Raw genomic sequence first — 15,292 nt, 5'->3', positions numbered from 1 at the left:
CCGGTCTGTCTCACTCTCATGCAAAGGTAAGATCAACCATTTAATCCGCTTACCCTCTATTTTCTGGCGTTTGCGGATTGGCCATGTAACAAACGTGGCGACTGAGTTTTGAAGAGGCGTAGAAAATAGAAGTGTGTACCGTTTTTGACTGCAGTTTAGCTTCGAATGTTTAACTACTGGAAGAAGGGATGATCTGAGTTGCTCGTCGCTCAATTTCCTTAATGTAGTGGAGTTATGATGAATACGAAATTTTGCAAAGTAACGGCAATATTTTCCTCGTTAGAACTTGAAAAAGTCGAGGGCGCGCTGAAAGCAATTGGCGTGTCCGGCTTGACGGTTTCCAAGGTACGCGGTTTCGGCGAGTACCGGAACTACTATGCAGAGGACACTATGGCTGACTGGGTTCGCGCCGAGATATTCGAGGAAGCGGGTCGGGCGGAAAAAATAGTGAAAACCATTGCCCGGACGGTCCACAAGGGGCTCGACAGCGACGGGTTTGTGGCCGTTCTCCCGGTAGAAGATCTGTTGCATATTCGCGACTTCAAGGACGTGCCGTAGTCGAATCTACTTGTTAAAACTCAGTAGAAGGCGGAGGTTCTGACCGCGTGAGTAGAGGGATAGTTTGCGCTTCCGGCAAGGGTGTCTAGACTTGAAACTGATCTTCGTCGAACCATTCGTTGAACGGGGTTCCATATTTTTTGTGCAATAGAGAGTTAGATCTCACGAACTTGTGCCAGAGTAAACTTGAGAAGTTAGACGTTATGAGCGCTACACAACAATACTCATTGCTGCTGGGGTTAGCCCTGGGTGTCCTGGGTACGGTGTTGAGCCTTTATGGCTTGGCTCGTAGTTTGGGGGCGACACGGCAGGAGCCGGGAAAGGATGTGCCGGCGAGTGCGGGGGTGCTGTCACGCGATCCGGTCTGGGGACGTTATCATGCGCGCTATTACGGTTATGCGTTGCTGTTCTTGGCGTTCGATATGGAGATGGCCTACATGTACCCTTGGGCGGTTGTGTTCAAGGAGGTAGGGCTGGTTGCTTTACTTGATATGGGCGTGTTTCTTGCGATTCTCTTTCTCGGGCTGCTTTACGGATGGAGCCAGGGCGCTCTGAGGCGGCAGTGATGTCTGAGGCCGCAACGACACTTGCCGGCGCACGCAAAGGGCGTCCATCTATCCTGCGAAGGTGGGTTGGGCAGGCTCTGGCGCGCAATTTGAGCTGCCTGGTAGTCCCTGGGCCGGAAGTGGCCCTGGCGCATGGGCTGGACCTGGCGGCCGCAGACATGCGCATCGCCGCCACGCCGCGCGATGCCACTGTGCTTCTGATTGTCGGTGAGCTATCTCAGAAGTTGGATGAGGCCACAGCAGTGCTCTATGCCCAGATGCCTAGGCCGCGAGCTATTCTAGTGCTCGGTGGGTCAGCACCTTCGTCTTTACCTCAAGCTGACGTTTCTGCGGATCTCTCACAAACCGAACTGATGGAGGCGGCCACTCGGCTGCAGCGGTTGCTGGCCGAAGGCGCCTTCGCCGCCTCGCCCGACGATTTTGACTCATCAATCCTGCAAACCAAAACCGAATACGTCTGCCCCATGCACCCAGAAGTGGTGGAAGACGAACCAGGTAGCTGTCCCAAATGCGGCATGGACTTGGTGGCGCGCGAAGCCGGCGGCGACTCTGATGCCGGGGAACACGACGAGAACCGCGGCCACGAGCACCACGAACATCATCATGATCATAAGCATGAGAGCGAGGGACACGATCATCACCATGCTCACCACAATGATCATGGACAGAGTCATGAGCGCCATCACGGGCATCACCAGAATCATAAACACGCTCATGACCACGAACAGCATCAGGGCGACGACGATCACGAGCATGCTCATTGCCATGAGCATGAGGATCATCAGGGCCAGGATCACGGTCACCAACAGGAACCGGCTCAAGAACAATCCGGCACTGAATATATCTGTCCCATGCATCCAGAAGTAGTCAGAAGCGAGCCGGGCAGGTGCCCCAAATGCGGCATGGATCTAGAACCGCATAAGCCCGGAGAAGACGAGAGCGTGAAGGAAGATGTGTCGGAGCACGATCACGAGCACCACCATGACCATTCCGGGCACGACCATGACGGGCATGATCATTCTGACCACGACCACGACCACGACCACGACCACGACCACGACCACGACCACGACAGTTCCGGATTCATGTCCATGGTCGAGGTTACCAAAGACCTGCCCCGCAGTGCCGATGGTTTGGCAATGGACTGGCTTGAGGTGCCCTTCGGCCCCTGCTTTCCCGGTTTGCCGGGCGGATTGAAGCTAACCTTGACGCTCGACGGCGATGGGGTGACCGAGGGCCAAGCAACATCTCTGGTAGCTATGAACACGTCATCTGAAGAGGTGGCGGTCGAAACCTTCATCGAGCGCCTGGCGGCGGCTATGCCGTTGGCACCGGTAAGTTATCGCCTCTTGGCCTGTCGCGCTATCGAGCAGGCGGCCGGTCTGGAACCAGATCCGGCCGTCGAGCGGGGCCGGGCGGCCGCTCTTGAGCGCGAGCGCATCGCCAGCCACCTGGGCTGGCTGGCTCAGTTGGGGCGCCAGCTCAGCTTTGTCTGGTTAACGCGTCGTGCGGCGGCTTTGCAATTGGAAACCCAGCGCGCCGACCGGGAGCAGCTTGTCGCCCTGCGACCGGCGCTGCAGTCGCTCATTGCACGGCTCGAGCATACGCCCCTCCTCAAAGCGCGCTTGAAAGGCATCGGAGCTTTGCCCCACGGCTCCCAGGATCTACGAGGCACGGTGGCCCGCGCCTCCGGCCGAACCGAAGACGCCCGCCAGGCGGATGCAATGTATCGCGAGCTGGGTTTCGAAATGCGCGCTGAGAGCGCCGGGGACGCCTGGGCGCGTCTCCGGCAGCGGCATGTTGAGATCATGACCAGTCTCGACCTCGTGGAGGTGGCCGGAGACCCTGAGCTCCCCAAGCTGCGCGCCATCGACAACCCTTCCGGAACGGGAGAGGCGACCGTGGAAACGCCGCGTGGCCGCGCCACATTGCGACTAACGCAGGAGCGAGGGCAGGTGGTATCGGTCGAGCTGGATAGCGCCTGCAGCCAACATATCGGCTTGGTCGCCGATTTGGTCGAGGGCCAGGAGCTGGGCGATGCCCTGGTGGCGGTCGGGTCACTGGATCTCTCGCCCTGGGAGGTGACCTCATGACTGTCGCCTTAGTGTTGCTCACCTTGCTGGTTGGCGCTTGGTTACTGGCTGTGATTGAGGCCTGGCTAACGACCGGCCGCCTGCGACCGGTTGCGCCGCTGCTGGCGGGCCTGTCGCACCTGGGCCGGGAGTCCATCCTGGCGCGCAAACCCGACCGGTTGTTTTTCGAGACCGCGCCAGTGTTGTTGCTGGTGGTAGCGGTGCTCGGTGCTGCCGTGCTTCCGCTGGCGCCGGATCTGGTCATCGCTGATCTGGCCACCGGCGCCTTGTTTCTTAACGCGGTGCTTGCCTATGTGTTGGTATCGCTGATTATGGCGGGTTGGGGCCCGAATGGCGCCTACGCGATGGTCGGTGGCTGGCGCTTTCTCGGCCAGCTTATCGCCTACTCCATGCTTATCGTCATGCCCATTACGGCGACCGCCATGCGCGCTGAGTCCCTGCTAAACAGTGCCATCGTCGAGTCTCAGGCCGGTTTATGGAACATAGTTTACCAACCGCTGGGCTTTGTGTTGTTTTTCATCGCCGCTATCGCGTTGGCGTTCCGCTCACCCTTCGACCTGCCTACCGCACCCGGTGAGTTGGCCGGCGGGGTCGACGCCGAATACACCGGCGTGCGCCTGGCAGTGTTGCGGCTGGCACGGTTGGTGATGGTAATCACCCTGTCTGCCGCGACCACGGTGTTTTTTCTCGGTGGCTGGCAGGGGCCGCTTTTGCCGCCCTGGGCCTGGAGCCTGATCAAGACTCTGGCGGTAGCCGTATCGATGTTGTTGGTCGGCTTTTATTTACCTCGTATTCGCGAGGCGGATCTGCTGGGCTGGTGCTGGAAGCTCGGGATCCCTCTGGCATTGCTCAATATCTTGATAGTCGGATTGCTCATCCTGGTGGTGCCTTAATGGTTGTTCAGGCTTTTTTTGTCGGCGTATTCGGGCTGGCAGCGATTGGTTTCGGTGTGGCGGTGTTCCGTACTGCGTCTATGGTGCGTTCTGCATTGGCGCTGCTGTTTTCGCAGGCCGCCGTGGGCTGCATGTTTCTGGCCATGCAGGCCGAATTCCTGGGCGTGCTGCAGATTATGATGATGGCCACCGAAATGAGCATCATGGCCATCTTCATGGTGATGTTCATGATGGACCCCGGTGGGCTTGGCGGGATGGATATGAGCCACCAGAAGCGCTTTTCGATTGGCGCCGGAGCCATTGCCGCCGCCACCGCCATCTCGGTAGCGCTGTTCTCTGATTGGGGACCGATAGTCGCCGAGGCGCCGGATGCCGCAATGCAAACGCGGGAACTCGGTTTTGAAATGTTGGGTCGCTCTATGCTGGTTTTCGAGACCGCCGCCATCACCATCCTGACCGCAATGATCGCGGCTACGGCAGTAGCGATTCCGGTGCGCCAGCCCGGCGTCGACACAGGAAAGCTCGACAAGGGAAACGGTGATAAAGAACAGGAGGCTTCAAAATGACTCCGGTACTGATCCTGGCACTTCTGACCGGCGCCATTCTCTTTGGTGTCGGTATCTATGGCGCGCTCTCGCAGACTAATCTGGTCATGATAATGATGGGCGTGGAGCTGATTCTGGCGGGCGCGCTGGTGAACCTGGTGGCCTTTTGGCGCTTTCTGCATCCGGAGGTCTACGCCGGACAGATGTTTGTGCTGGTGGTGATGACGGTTATGGCAGTGGAGATGGCCGTCGGTTTCGGCGTCGCAATTGCACGCTTCCGGGCCAAGGGCTCGGTCGAGATGGAAGAGGCAGGAGACCTGAAAGGATGAGTGACCTGGTCTTTCCCATAGTGTTCCCTTTGCTTGCGGCCGCTGCCATTCTGCTGCTGCGCCGGGGAGCGGCTATTTTGGCGTTGGCCGGGGTCGCACTCAGCCTGGCGGCAAGCCTTAGGCTTTTAGGGGCGACCGCCAGTGGTGACTCCGCACCCCTGGTGCTGCCAGGCTTGCCGGATCTGCCCTTGCGGTTGACCGCCGAGCCGCTAACCGCGCTGTTCAGTGTGTTGGTGGCCGCCGTGGCGACTTGCGTACTGATTTATTCGGTGGGCTATATGAAGCGGGAGTCCGGTTTACCCCGATTTTTTGCCCTCATGTCCCTGTTTGTTGCCGCCATGCAGGCCCTGGTGCTGGCCGGCGACTGGATTCTGGTGCTCGTCGCCTGGGAGCTGATCGGGTTGTGCAGTTACCTGCTGATCGGCTTCTGGTTTCAGCGACCCGAAGCGGCGAACGCCGCGAGCCGTGCCTTTCTCTACACCCGCAGCGCCGACCTTGGTCTGTACATCGCTATATTTATCCTCATCGGGGCGGCAGGCACCAGCCAGATCGCCGCCACCCTGAATGTCGACGGAGGCACCGCCGTGGCGGCCGGGCTTTTGTTGCTGCTGGCCGCCATGGGCAAGTCCGCCCAGGTCCCCTTGCAGGATTGGCTTATGCGCGCCATGGCGGGGCCAACACCGGTGTCGGCGTTGTTGCATTCGGCGACATTGGTGGCAGCTGGCGCCATTTTACTGATCCGCGTAGCGCCGCTGCTGGCGCCGAACGTTTTGCTCGCTATTGGGCTGGTGGGCGGTATTACTACCGTGGCGGCAGGGCTGATTGCGCTGGCCGAACGCGACCTCAAACGCCTGCTGGCAGCCTCAACCGCCAGTCAGTATGGTCTGATGCTGATTGCGGTCGGCGCCGGTGTGCCGCTGGCGGCGTTGCTGCATCTGCTCGCCCATGCCGCCATCAAGAGCGGCCTGTTTTTAGCGACTGGTGAATTTCAGCATGCGCGCGGCGGCACGGCTTTGAGGTGCTTGCGGGGTGTAGGGCGCGATCGGCGCTGGACTTTCCTCGGCTTCGCATTGGCAGCGATGGCCCTGGTGGGTGCTCCACCGCTGAGCGGCTTCTTCTCAAAGGACGCGGTGATCGCCGCCGCGCTGTCCGCACCAAGTACCGCCTGGCTCGCTCCGCTGGCACTGGCGGGCACACTGCTGACTGGCGCCTACCTGGCTCGCGCGCTTCGGATGCTATGGCTCGAGCGCGAGGAGGGCGAGAGCGAAAGCCGTCCGGTCGCCGGTGCCCGCTGGATGGGGGTGGGAGTATGGGCCCTGGTAATCCCAGCCGTCTTCCTGGGTCTGACCTTCGGTCCCATTGAAGCCTTGTTGGGTTTACCCGGCCCTGAAGCCCATGGCACTACCGCCATGCTGTTCGGACTTCTCGCGGCAGTGGTCGGCCTGGCGCTGGGCTGGCTGGTACCGGCACCGCGCCTGCTTGGCCCTTTCCACCCCTGGGCACAATCGGGGCTGGTCATCGCCGGAGGGCTCACCTTCTGGATCGGCCGACCAGCCATGGCCATTGCCTACGGCTGCCAGCGCCTGGAGCGTGGCCTATACGCGACCGTCCTGAGTGTCGGCCGTGGAGGCCTCTTCATTGCTCGAGGTTGCGGGCGCGTGGAACGAGGTTTGTATGCGGCGGTGTTGTGTACTGGCCGTGCCAGCTTGGCCGTGGCGCATTTGGTTCGGGTAGGAGATGAGCGCCGAATCGACGGCCTGATCTTCTCCCTGGTGGCCGGCGTGCGAGGCTGGGGAGACCGTGCCCGCTCCCTGCAAAGCGGTTGGATTCACCACAGTCTGGCTATCAGCGCCGTGGTTACCGCCGTAACACTGATCATACTGCTTTCGGCTTCATTGAGTTTCTAGAGGACAGCCATACTCATGCTACCAGTTGTATCACTTACTCTGTTTTTGCCGCTCGCCGGTGCCGTCCTGATTCTGGCCCTTCCGAGGCCAACGGCGCGAACCGTACACAGCATTGGTATTGGCACCGCCGGTTTAACTCTGGTCGGCGCGCTGGCCATGTGGCTGGAGGGAGTGAGTGGCGCGGGCTTTTCCCAAGTCGAAGAGCTCGAATGGATTCCGGCCATCGGTGCCGCCTACCGGGTCGGGGTGGATGGTATCAGCCTGCCCTTAGTGCTGCTGAGTGCCATGCTGTTTTTGGTGGCGTTCATCTATGCTTCGTCGCTGCGCGAGCGCCCGCGCGCCTACGTGGCTTTGGTTCTACTTCTGGAAACTGCGGCTATCGGCACCTTTACCGCCCTCGACGGAATTCTGTTCTATGTGTTCTTCGAAGTCTCCCTAGTGTCGATGTATTTCATGATTGCCGGCTGGGGGCATGAGGACCGGCAGCGGGCGGCTCTGATGTTCTTTATCTACACGCTTCTGGGCAGCCTGCCGTTATTGCTCGCCATCCTGGGGCTTTACCTCGGCAGTCCCGATCCCAGCTTCGACATGCGCGCCTGGATCGCTAATCCACCGCTTGAAGGGGCCGCGGCCATGTGGGCGTTGGTCGCCATGCTGGTTACTTTCGCGGTCAAGATCCCCGCCGTACCGCTGCACACTTGGTTACCTGCCGCCCACGTTCAGGCGCCGACTATCGGCAGTGTCATCCTGGCCGGCATCATGCTGAAATTTGGAACCTATGGGCTGGTTCGCTTCGCTCTACAAATGACTCCGGAGGCGTTCCGCGAAGCCGGCGTCGTTGTTTTGGTTTTCGGTGTCATCGGCGCGCTCTATGGCGCCTTCGCCGCTCTGGCGCAGACCGATCTCAAGCGCCTGGTGGCCTATACCTCGATCAACCACATGGGCTATGTGATCATCGGCGTCGCCGTGGCCGCACTGACCCTAGACCCCTCAGTGCGTGCCACCGCCCTCGATGGCGCCGTCCTGCAGATGTTCAGTCACGGCCTGGTGACCGGTGCATTGTTCTTCCTGGTGGGCATGATTCAGGAGCGTGCGCATACTCGGGAAATGGGTGAATTCGGTGGCCTACTTAAAACGGTTCCGCTGCTGGGCTGGTCATTTATGCTGGCAGCCTTCGCGTCCCTTGGTCTGCCTGGTCTGGCGCACTTTCCGGCCGAGTTCCAGATATTTCTCAGCACTCTGGGCACTGTGCCCGCCGCTGTTGTCGCGATACTGGGCATCGCGATCATTGCCGGCACTTTTCTCAAGGCAATCCGCGAAACCTTCCTTGGCGAGCCCCAGCAACGCTGGCATAGCATGCCCGACCTGAGCGTGCGGGAACTGCTCGCCGTGGCGCCACTGCTGGTGCTTACCCTAGTTACCGGGGTGGCGCCGTCCTGGGTGCTGGACATCATTCATCGGACGACCTCGGCGTTGGTGCTGTAATGGGTCATGACCTTGCGTTATTAATTCCCGAAATAGCCGTTCTGTTAACGGCGGTCGGTGCACTGATTGCGGAAATGCTGCGCTGGCCGCGCGTTGCCTTGGCGGTTGCCATCGTGGGCCTGTTCATCGCCACGGGCTTGACCTTGAGTATGCTGGGCACCGACGCCGCCGTGTTCGGGGGCAGCTTCCGAATCGACACGCTCAGTATTTGGGCCAAACTTATCCTGTTGCCCGCCACCGTGCTTTCCCTGTTGCTGGCGCGCGTGGATGTGCGAGGCACCGTTCGTGAGGGCACGGTCTACAGTTTGCTGTGCTTTGCCACTTTTGGTGCACTCGTTCTGGCCGGAAGCGGCGATATGATGTTTCTAGTGCTGGGCGTCTTGTTGACCAGCCTGGCCAGCTTCGCGCTGGTGGCCTACCCGGACGATGACCCGGCCACCGAAGCCGCCATGAAATACTTTGTATTCGGCTCGGTTACCGGCGCGGTGATGGTCTTTGGCTTGAGTTACTGGTTCGGCGCCGCTGGCTCCACGCTGCTCTCTGATCTCGCGCGCGCCGACGCCATGCCGCTAGCCGCCATCCTCGGCCTGGTGACGGCGATTGTCGGCCTCGGCTATAAGGCGTCATTGGTTCCGTTTCATTTCTGGGTGCCAGACGCTTATCAAGGCGGGCCCTTATCGATAGCCGCCTACCTGTCTGTGGTGCCCAAAGTCGGCGCTCTGTTCGCGCTAACCCAAGTGCTTCGAGACCTGCCCATGGAGAGCGGTTGGCCCGCAGCTATTGCGGGGCTGGCGGTACTGAGTATGACGTACGGCTACCTCGCCGCATTGGCGCAGGATAATGTCGTTCGGCTGTTGGCTTACTCATCAATTGCGCAGTCCGGTTACTTCCTGCTGGGCATTTTGGCCGTGGGCTCAAGCGCGCTTGCCTTGCCATCGATCATTCTATTCGCCGCCGCCTACGCGGCCATGAACCTAGGTGCCTTCGCCATTGTTGCCATGGTCGGACGCACCTTGACCGATTTCAATGGCCTGGGGCGCAACAGGCCATTAATGGGGATCGCAATGGTGCTATTTCTGCTGTCGTTGGTCGGCATTCCGCCACTTGCTGGTTTCGTGGGCAAGTTCCTGATTTTTGCGGCTGTCATAGATGCCCAATTCACGTGGCTGGCGGTGGTGGGGATTGTCAATAGTGTGCTTTCGCTGGCGGTGTATTTGCGCATTATTGTACCCATGTACCGGCAAGGGGAGGCGGCTCCGAATGCCCCCGAATATTGGCTGAGCATGGTGGCGATAACCGCGCTTTCAGGCACGGTCATCATCGGGTTGGCTGCGCAGTTCTTCCTTGTGATTCCGATGACGTAATGGCATTCCTAGTACCATGGTCGCTGACGTTTTAAGCGACGTATTTTTAAATTCAGACAAGAGGTTTAGCATGAAAGTTGAAACTATTTTTGACCTGATTGAATGGAGCCGAAAGTTGCACGGGAGCCTGGCAAAGTGCCTGTCTCATTGCGCTCCGCTTCATCAAAATGAACGCGCTTCTCTGCTGCTTGAGTATCTGGCCTCGCACGAAGCGGAAATAGAGAAAATAGTGGCAGGGTTTGAACAGCAGGCTGATCCCAGCGCAGCTCGCACTTATGTGTACGATTACATGCCGCACACTCCTATTACCACCCACCTGGATTGCGACGATCACTACGCCAAAATGGATGCCACTTCAGTAGAGATGGAAGTGGTCGATTTCCACGAACAAATCATCAGTCTTTACCGAACGCTTATCGAAAAGGCAGAAATACCCGAGGTCACAGAACTGGTGCAGTCATTGCTGGATATGGAAGAGCATGAAACCAAGCGCTTGGTACGGCAGATAGGGCGCATGGATGACATGTAAGTAAAATAGGGCTATCCGTTTTTGCTGGAGTCAGCGCGCGGAGGCCGCTGCCGGCCCGGTACTTCTTGGCGGGCGGAAATGTCTCCCGCTAGGTTTGCTTGAGGAGAACTGGTGCAAAGCCACCACCTGGGGTGCGAAAATTGGTGGTCTGGCCCCGATACAAGCGCGCCGCCGCCAACAGCAGCTCGCCGCGATAGGTATATAGACGTACGTCGACCTTGAGCATTTCCCTCTCGTCATCGACCATCACCAGGCGTTCTGAAGGTGGCACATAGGTCTGCGCGATGTAGTCGCTTTCTAGAATTCGGGCAAAGGCGCTTTTTGTGAGTTTGCTGCCTTTGTAAACTCCTTTGCTGCCATGACCCGCTACAGGTTTGAAAAACAATTGCCGTCGCTGCCGCCAGAGTTCTTCGCCATTGGCGGCATCGACTAACTGGGTGCGCGGAATACTTTGGCGAAGCAATTCGGCGTTCTCAGCGCTCAGGCCCCACTCCCTCAAGGTCGTTTGATCTGACAGAACAGCCAAATTGCGTTTGTTCGCGAACAGTGCGTGAATGTGGGGGTTGGGGGTTATAACAGCGCCTCCCACCGACCAGGCCGCGCGTAAGGTGGCGTGATCGGGGGCTTCGAGTCCGAAGTCCACCAACCGATTGTACACCAGATCGATTCGTTTGCCGTTGCCGTACAGCACTCCGTTATTAAGCTGAAAATCTTTGGGGGACAGAATGTGGGTCTCGATTCCGCCCCTCTGCAGCAACCTCTGAGCGAGCCTGAATTCCGGATAGAGGTACTGTTCCTCTGGCTGATCATCGACGATCGCGATTGTCTCCAGGCGTCTGCTGCCGCGCTGGGCGCGCCATTCGCTTTCGAACTGACGGATCACCTCGCGGTCAAAGTCCTCGGTCCAGAGTTCATTGGTCGCACCGCCACAGCATCGTTTTTGGGCACGGACAAGAATCGCATTGAGAAACGCACCTCCGGCATTGGTGTTAATCTCGATTAGACGTGGTCCATCGTCGCCAAGATGGAAGTCATAGCCCATAAAGGCACCAGCGGGACCGGGGTCGAGCCGTGCTGTCGATGGTGCCCAGGACAACACCTTCTCTCGATAGTCGGAGAGCGCAGCGGCCGCTTCCAATGCGCGAACCAAGGCCTGCATCTTGGCCAGATCTTGGTCGGGAACAAAGACAGCAACGTTGGAGAAAAGTTGATGCCAGGCCTCGCTGGACAAAATATCCTCGGCGCCTTCACCCAGTTGATGGGCGATATCCTGAGCTACCGCTGGCCGATCGAGAGTGACGCAGGAACAACTTTGGTTGAGTCTTTTTGCCTCTGCCTGCTGTGAAATTTCATTAGTTGGGTGCACAGGTCATACCAAATGATCGTAGGTTTACGAAAGTTCTCGGGATTGTAGCAAAATGCGCTGTACTTGGGCCATGGAAACCGCTTGATGAAGCGGTGGATTTGGTAACGAGTGGTTTTTCAGTCCGTACTTTCTCAATTGGGCATTTCATCGTCCGGTACCGTAAGCCCAGGAAAGGGCGTCGGCCAGGGTAACTTGGCCCCTTGTTGTTTCACCAGCTACGTCTCTTCTATCTGGGTCGATTGTCCTGTCCGGCTCAATCCCGGACATTGCTCGGGCGCGCTTGGATGGAGTTCCTCTTCTTCCTGACGCTCCGCTTCCCGCTCAGACTCTCTCAGCAGCCATTGCTCCATGCGGACATGCATCATTGCGTTTTTCTCTTCGCGGCGCCTAATGTCTGTCGCAAGGTCTTTATGAAGAGAGAAAGCCATTAGGACCATCAGCAACATAAAAGGAAATGCGGCGACAATGGAAAGAGTGCGGAGCCCGTTCAGCCCGCCGCTCAGCAAGAGCACGGAGGCCATTAACAGCTGCAAGCAGCCCCAGAGCACTCGAACAAAGCGTGTTGGCGTTAGTACACCCTTGGAGGTGAACATGCCCAGTACGAAGGTGGCTGAGTCCGCAGAGGTGACCACAAACATCGAGACCAGTATGACCGCCAGAACAGCGGCGACCCCACCCCAAGGCAGTTGATCTAAAAGTACGTAAAGACCGGATGGAACTTCTTCTGCCACGGCATCGGCGATACCGACGCCTTCAAACAGTTCGAAATGGATGGCGGAACCACCAAAGGTTGAGAACCACAGCATGCTCAAGGCGACGGGAATGACCATTACCCCCATGACGAACTCCCGAATGGTTCTTCCCCTTGATATTCGGGCGATAAAACTCCCCACGAAGGGCGCCCAGCTTAACCCCCATGCCCAGTAAAACATGGTCCACTGCTCCACCCACTTTTCGTCGGAGTGGGGGGCGGTTACCAGGCTCATTTCGATGAGGTTTCCGAGATACTCGCCAAGCGTTTGGGTGAGCTCACCAAAAATAAAGGCCGTGGGTCCCGTGACCAGGACGAAGAGCAGGAGGCCGCTCGCGATTACAAGGTTGGCGTTACTGAGATGGCGTATGCCCTTGTCGAGTGGCGTCATGGCCGATATGGTAAAAAGCGTTGCAAGCCCTCCCAGGATCATAAACTGCGATGTGGTCGAGTAATCCATTACACCCAGCCGGGAGAGGCCGCTATTGACCTCCAGCGCGCCAAGCCCCAGAGTCGTTGCAACCCCGAACAAGGTGGATACTACCGCCAGAATATCGATGGCTTTTCCCCAACCGCGGTCTACTCGCTCTCCCAACAGGGGGCGGAATGTTTCGCTGATCAAACCATAGCTATGGTGGCGAAAACGGACATAAGCGATAGCCAGACCCACAAGGGTAAAGTTGGCCCATTGGTGAAAACCTCAGTGAAAGAACGAGTAACGCATGCCCAGCTGCGCCGCCTCTACGCTGCGCGGCTCGGCAAGGCCCAGGGGCGGAACGTTCAAGTGCATGATGGGTTCCGCCACGCCCCAGAACACCAGTCCAACGCCCATGCCCCCCGAGAAAATCATGGCCAGCCAGCTGGTGAAGGAGAACTCCGGCAACTCGTTCTCCTGGCCCAGGCGGAGGTTTCCGAACCTGGAGAACGCCAGGAAAAAGATAAATAGTACAAAGCCGGTGGTTGCCATCAAGTACATCCAACCAACATTTTTGGCGGTTGCATCGAGGACTTTCTGGGCGATTGCTTCAACAGTTTCCGGCTGAAGGGCAGAGGTGACGACAAAGGCGGTAATAATGAGTAGTGAGGTGTAGAAAACCACCCCGACATCACCGAGGTGTCTCTTCAGGAAAGTTGTTAATCGGTTCATAAATAGCTCACCAGACAGTTCTCACGTTTCTACCCGTTTCGACGTAGGATCCATTAAAAATAATCATTGTCTCTCTTTTGAGAACCAGCGATACAAAGACACAAACAGAGCCGCGATGTACCAACCGTACAAATAGGCTTCAACTAATCCAATTAAAAATCCCGACCACGTAAGCCATTCGAAGCCGGGCAATAAAGGCGCCCAAGCTTCGTACATACGCATCTGCGCCGGGGCGAGCAGGCCAAAGCCTACGCACAGCAGATAGCTGATTACTAACAGAACTGACAGGGTGTTGCCTAGCGGAATAGTCCGCAAACTGGTATTCACTGCGGTAGATTGGTTCATGGCTCGTTTCCTCTTCTCGTTATAGAAATTCTGAATTCTTTGCCTTAAACAAGCTTGTGTCGGCGATTTTGTCTGCTCAGTTTTTGACCGGCGTAAGCGCTTGTGCCGGCGCAGAGAGCCAGTGCTCTTATGCAGCTAAACCGCACGACTGGATCGAATTGCCATGCAGCCAAGCATATGTCTGTGCGACAGCCACATTATCAGTGGCGGGAGAATAATCCACTGCAGAAGTGGAGCTAGCCCCACGCCTAACAGCGGTATGATCGGCATGGAGTCTGCGTATGTCCACCGCTCTAGCGGGCCAGTCGCCAGCCATTCCATGACGATGGTTACGAGAAGTGCCGCAACCAGAAGGGTGATAGCAGGCTTTCGTTTTCCCTCGATGAGCCATCGACGGTGTCCAAAGACTATTGAGGAAAACCAGAAGCTGGCCAGTAGAATCAGCACATCGCCGCCGGTAGCCTGGATACACAGCCAAACCACAGAGCCGTGAGACGAATTCGCCATACCCATGAACCAGGGTACTTGAAGCATCTCCCATAAAAAGTGCGTCAAAAAACCAAATCCCGCCAGGGGGAGTTCCGGCAAGACTACCGATAATCGGCTGGTGGGTGCTCCTTGGCGCATTCGTTCTATCACATTTTACTCCTGTTACGGGGTTTTCCACTCCATCTTTATAGTAAGGAGGAAGGACTCTAGCGACTAAGGCGGTGTTGCACTCTCGTCGGCGGCTGCCACAGCACCTCTCCCTTGCATTATGGCTATACCGACAATGACAACAATTATTCCAAGAATTTGGACGGGTTGGAGTCGCTCTTCAAAGAACATAAATCCAATTAGCAACCCAAGTGCCGGGGTTAGAAAGCTGAAGACGTTCAATCGGTTTAAGGGGGCGCGGGCCAGCAGGGCGAACCATAAATACATCATGGCGGCTGTCGCCAGAGCGGATAGAATGAGCAGGGAACCGGTGAACCGAAATGTCCACCGAATTTCCCACTGTTCGCCGCCCACCGCGGATGCAAGAAAGAGTATTCCGCCGCCTATTAATAACTGGACGGCCATGGGTGCGGCAACTGATCCCCCGGCACGCTTCTTTAATAAAATGTTGCCGATGGCTATTCCGATGGCGCCCACAAGAACCCAGGTAATTCCCCATAGATAACCGGCATTGTTATTGTCGAATCCGGACCAAGAAAGCAAGGTGACGCCCAAAAAACCTATGACAAGTCCGGCTATGCCCTTGGTCTTCAACGTTTCTCCGAGCCAAGCGGCGGCGATCGCTGCGGCAATCAGGGGCTGAGTACTTGCCAGGACAGTTGCCAGTCCCGGTGATAGGTGTCCTGCTGCTAGAAACATTGGATACGGATTTAATGGTTGATGGGGCACCTTCACCCCATCAATCTGATACCACCCT

Annotated in this window: 13 protein-coding genes and 1 pseudogene; 10 read left to right on the top strand and 4 right to left on the bottom strand. The window is 57.6% G+C overall.

Annotation, left to right across the window (positions count from 1 at the left end; translation table 11 throughout):
* Positions 1-237: 237 nt before the first annotated feature.
* The 10 genes from IM760_RS18350 (at position 238) to IM760_RS18300 (ending at position 10,269) form a co-directional block, all read left to right on the top strand.
* The gene (locus IM760_RS18350) at positions 238-558 is read left to right on the top strand and encodes a P-II family nitrogen regulator (protein ID WP_062816624.1); all 321 of its coding nucleotides are present in this window, start codon (positions 238-240) and stop codon (positions 556-558) included.
* A 203-nt stretch (positions 559-761) separates the two neighbouring features.
* Positions 762-1,124: an NADH-quinone oxidoreductase subunit A gene (locus IM760_RS18345; protein ID WP_062816625.1), complete on the top strand. Its 363-nt coding sequence runs from the start codon at positions 762-764 to the stop codon at positions 1,122-1,124.
* Positions 1,094-3,217, top strand: a complete 2,124-nt coding sequence (locus IM760_RS19145) for a heavy metal-binding domain-containing protein (protein WP_420838128.1) — start codon at positions 1,094-1,096, stop codon at positions 3,215-3,217. Before IM760_RS18345 ends, IM760_RS19145 begins: the two co-directional genes overlap by 31 nt.
* Positions 3,214-4,110 (top strand): complex I subunit 1/NuoH family protein, encoded by an 897-nt coding sequence (locus IM760_RS18330; protein WP_008930117.1) that lies wholly within the window; start codon positions 3,214-3,216, stop codon positions 4,108-4,110. The genes IM760_RS19145 and IM760_RS18330 overlap by 4 nt, the downstream gene beginning before the upstream one ends.
* Positions 4,110-4,676 (top strand): NADH-quinone oxidoreductase subunit J family protein, encoded by a 567-nt coding sequence (locus IM760_RS18325; RefSeq protein ID WP_008930118.1) that lies wholly within the window; start codon positions 4,110-4,112, stop codon positions 4,674-4,676. Before IM760_RS18330 ends, IM760_RS18325 begins: the two co-directional genes overlap by 1 nt.
* Positions 4,673-4,984, top strand: a complete 312-nt coding sequence (gene nuoK, locus IM760_RS18320) for an NADH-quinone oxidoreductase subunit NuoK (protein WP_008930119.1) — start codon at positions 4,673-4,675, stop codon at positions 4,982-4,984. Before IM760_RS18325 ends, nuoK begins: the two co-directional genes overlap by 4 nt.
* Positions 4,981-6,891 (top strand): NADH-quinone oxidoreductase subunit 5 family protein, encoded by a 1,911-nt coding sequence (locus IM760_RS18315; protein ID WP_089034388.1) that lies wholly within the window; start codon positions 4,981-4,983, stop codon positions 6,889-6,891. Before nuoK ends, IM760_RS18315 begins: the two co-directional genes overlap by 4 nt.
* Positions 6,892-6,906: 15 nt before the next feature.
* Positions 6,907-8,376, top strand: coding sequence for a complex I subunit 4 family protein (locus IM760_RS18310; RefSeq protein ID WP_062816629.1), 1,470 nt, complete (start codon positions 6,907-6,909; stop codon positions 8,374-8,376).
* Positions 8,376-9,740 carry an NADH-quinone oxidoreductase subunit N gene (locus IM760_RS18305; RefSeq protein WP_089034387.1) on the top strand — a complete coding sequence of 455 codons (1,365 nt, stop codon included), beginning with the start codon at positions 8,376-8,378 and terminating at the stop codon, positions 9,738-9,740. Before IM760_RS18310 ends, IM760_RS18305 begins: the two co-directional genes overlap by 1 nt.
* Positions 9,741-9,810: 70 nt before the next feature.
* Positions 9,811-10,269 (top strand): ATPase, encoded by a 459-nt coding sequence (locus tag IM760_RS18300; protein WP_089034386.1) that lies wholly within the window; start codon positions 9,811-9,813, stop codon positions 10,267-10,269.
* Between the two features lie 88 nt (positions 10,270-10,357).
* On the opposite strand, the gene IM760_RS18295 is transcribed toward IM760_RS18300, so the two are convergent.
* The 4 genes and pseudogenes from IM760_RS18295 to IM760_RS18275 form a co-directional block, all read right to left on the bottom strand.
* Positions 10,358-11,635, bottom strand: a complete 1,278-nt coding sequence (locus IM760_RS18295; RefSeq protein ID WP_089034385.1) for an ATP-grasp domain-containing protein — start codon at positions 11,633-11,635, stop codon at positions 10,358-10,360.
* 215 nt (positions 11,636-11,850) lie between these two features.
* A pseudogene (locus IM760_RS18290) lies at positions 11,851-13,533 on the bottom strand (BCCT family transporter).
* A 63-nt stretch (positions 13,534-13,596) separates the two neighbouring features.
* The gene (locus IM760_RS18280; protein ID WP_089034384.1) at positions 13,597-13,878 is read right to left on the bottom strand and encodes a DUF5676 family membrane protein; all 282 of its coding nucleotides are present in this window, start codon (positions 13,876-13,878) and stop codon (positions 13,597-13,599) included.
* Positions 13,879-14,580: 702 nt separating this feature from the next.
* Positions 14,581-15,292, bottom strand: a 712-nt coding sequence (locus tag IM760_RS18275) for a DMT family transporter (RefSeq protein ID WP_204431673.1), incomplete at its 5' end; no start/stop codon positions are given.

Origin of the sequence: Alloalcanivorax marinus (genome assembly GCF_016906305.1) — a bacterium.
GTDB classification, from domain to species: Bacteria; Pseudomonadota; Gammaproteobacteria; order Pseudomonadales; family Alcanivoracaceae; genus Alloalcanivorax; species Alloalcanivorax marinus.
Note: the sequence above shows the minus strand (reverse complement) of the source record. Positions and strands in the feature narration are given on the sequence as shown.

Bases quoted from the DNA above. Each gene is read 5' to 3' on its own strand.
- IM760_RS18310 (WP_062816629.1), top strand. From the start codon at position 6,907: ATGCTACCAGTTGTATCACTTACTCTGTTTTTGCCGCTCGCCGGTGCC.
- IM760_RS19145 (WP_420838128.1), top strand. From the start codon at position 1,094: ATGGAGCCAGGGCGCTCTGAGGCGGCAGTGATGTCTGAGGCCGCAACG.
- IM760_RS18280 (WP_089034384.1), bottom strand. From the start codon at position 13,878: ATGAACCAATCTACCGCAGTGAATACCAGTTTGCGGACTATTCCGCTA.
- IM760_RS18325 (WP_008930118.1), top strand. From the start codon at position 4,110: ATGGTTGTTCAGGCTTTTTTTGTCGGCGTATTCGGGCTGGCAGCGATT.
- IM760_RS18315 (WP_089034388.1), top strand. From the start codon at position 4,981: ATGAGTGACCTGGTCTTTCCCATAGTGTTCCCTTTGCTTGCGGCCGCT.
- IM760_RS18345 (WP_062816625.1), top strand. From the start codon at position 762: ATGAGCGCTACACAACAATACTCATTGCTGCTGGGGTTAGCCCTGGGT.
- nuoK (WP_008930119.1), top strand. From the start codon at position 4,673: ATGACTCCGGTACTGATCCTGGCACTTCTGACCGGCGCCATTCTCTTT.
- IM760_RS18350 (WP_062816624.1), top strand. From the start codon at position 238: ATGAATACGAAATTTTGCAAAGTAACGGCAATATTTTCCTCGTTAGAA.
- IM760_RS18300 (WP_089034386.1), top strand. From the start codon at position 9,811: ATGAAAGTTGAAACTATTTTTGACCTGATTGAATGGAGCCGAAAGTTG.
- IM760_RS18330 (WP_008930117.1), top strand. From the start codon at position 3,214: ATGACTGTCGCCTTAGTGTTGCTCACCTTGCTGGTTGGCGCTTGGTTA.
- IM760_RS18305 (WP_089034387.1), top strand. From the start codon at position 8,376: ATGGGTCATGACCTTGCGTTATTAATTCCCGAAATAGCCGTTCTGTTA.